1 protein-coding gene is annotated in these 1,910 nt (G+C 44.8%); it reads right to left on the reverse strand.

What is annotated here, in order from left to right; genetic code table 11:
* Positions 1-71 precede the first annotated feature (71 nt).
* Positions 72-1,466: a group II intron reverse transcriptase/maturase gene (gene ltrA, locus PGW42_RS15720; protein WP_270235192.1), complete on the reverse strand. Its 1,395-nt coding sequence runs from the start codon at positions 1,464-1,466 to the stop codon at positions 72-74.
* Positions 1,467-1,910 lie beyond the last annotated feature (444 nt).

Raw genomic sequence — 1,910 nt, forward strand, 5'->3', positions numbered from 1 at the left:
ATCGAGTAGGAGGCGGTGACTAACCGCCGTCCTCTCACACCACCGTGCGTACCGTTCGGTACACGGCGGTTTCAATAGTTGACGTGCACAGACTGATAGGCTGTGGCTAAATCATAGAAGCCACTGTTTATCAGTCTTTCTTTTGTCATGGCTTTCTTAACTGTTGTCAGATTCGCACAATACCAGTGTCCTCTTCGGCAGTTTGCTGCCATGTTCGCATAGTATTCGTGTACTCCCATCTTTATCAGATTTCTTTTCTTTGTTCTTGGAAGTTTCCACTGTTTCCATATACACATACGTATTCTGCGGTAGAGCCATCCGTTGATGTCATCTATGTTGTTCTTCATACTTGCAATTCCGTAGTAGTTAAGCCATCCCCTCGCATACACCTTGATTTTCTCAAGGCTTGGCTTGATTGACTGACATCGCTTACGGGAAGATAACTCCTTCAGTCTAGACTTAAACTTCTTCCATGACTTCGGATGAACTCGGACATAAATGCCTTTTCCGTTCCTTCCCAATGCAAAGCCAAGGAATTTAAAATTTCGGATTGCAAATACACTGACAGTACGACTCTTTTCTCGGTTGACTGTAAGTTTCAGCCTCTCCTCAAGATATTTTGTACTGCTTTCCAAGAGTCTCTCTGATGCTCGCTTGCTCTTTGCAAGAAGCACAATGTCATCTGCATATCTTATGCATGGAACGCCTCTTTTCAAGAATTCCTGGTCGAACTCATTGAGGTAGACATTTGCCAGCAATGGTGATAGATTTCCACCTTGTGGTGAGCCTTCCTCTGTGTCAATGACTACTCCGTTTTCCATTACACCGCTTTTCAGATAGCGCTTTATCAACTGTACTACACGTTCATCTTTTACATTCTTCCGGAGAAGATTGATGAGAATTTCGTGATTAAGAGTATCGAAGTACTTTGACAAGTCAAGGACTACAGCAAATGTATAGCCTTGTTCTGCATACTCCTTAACCTTAAGTATTGCATCTTTTGCACTTCTGTTCGGACGATAGCCATAGCTACCCTCTGCAAACAGCGGTTCATAGATCGGCACTAACTGTTGGGTTATTGCCTGTTGAAGTGTACGGTCTACCACTGTTGGTATGCCAAGCTTTCGCACACCACCATCTGGTTTGGGAATCGTGGCTCGTCTTACTGGAGACGGAGTATACTTCCCACGGTATATGCGGTCAGTTAACTCTTGTTGATGTTCCTTTAGATATAGAAGAGCCTCCTCAATGGTCATGCCATCAATTCCTGGCGCTCCCTTGTTTACCTTAACTCTCTTATACGCTCTGTTAAAGTTATCTTTATACAGTATCGCTTCTAAAAGTCCCGGCTGTGCACTGTCTCTTTCTTTCCATATCCGATTGAATGACCTAGACGCTTTCACATACCCTTCATGTTCCGCATTATCTCTTTGCGAACAGCCATTGTTTTCAATGTTTTCTGCCATAGACAGTCATTCCTCCTTTCTCGGTCATACTCAAGACTCCTACTGATTCGGTCCTTCACCTCTCGGCTACTATGACCTCTGCTGACTTCTATGCGTTCAGCATTGCTTTATGCAATGGTTACCTCTTTCAAGGCGTACCGCACAGACCTCCCTAGGTATCACACGTTTCTTCCTCTCCATCCGTCTGCCTCATTTATCATGCATGATTCCGTGTAGTTATTGGGCTTCGATTTGGCGTGCAACCTTACCCTCATGCATAACCTCATATAAGATTTCTGTCCGTCAGACCAGAGATTTGCCCGTAAGTTAGTATTTTTTTCCTCACATCCGGCTTCCTTCAGATTCCACCTCACGATGGACACCCTTGCCTTCGGCTATATCCTTCCCACTACCGGGTGGATTCGGGACTTTAACCCGTTAGAAACGTGCGCCGCTAGGCGCACA

The sequence above is a fragment of the Coprococcus sp. TM115-187 genome (assembly GCF_027679115.1).
Classification (GTDB): domain Bacteria; phylum Bacillota; class Clostridia; order Lachnospirales; family Lachnospiraceae; genus Allocoprococcus; species Allocoprococcus comes.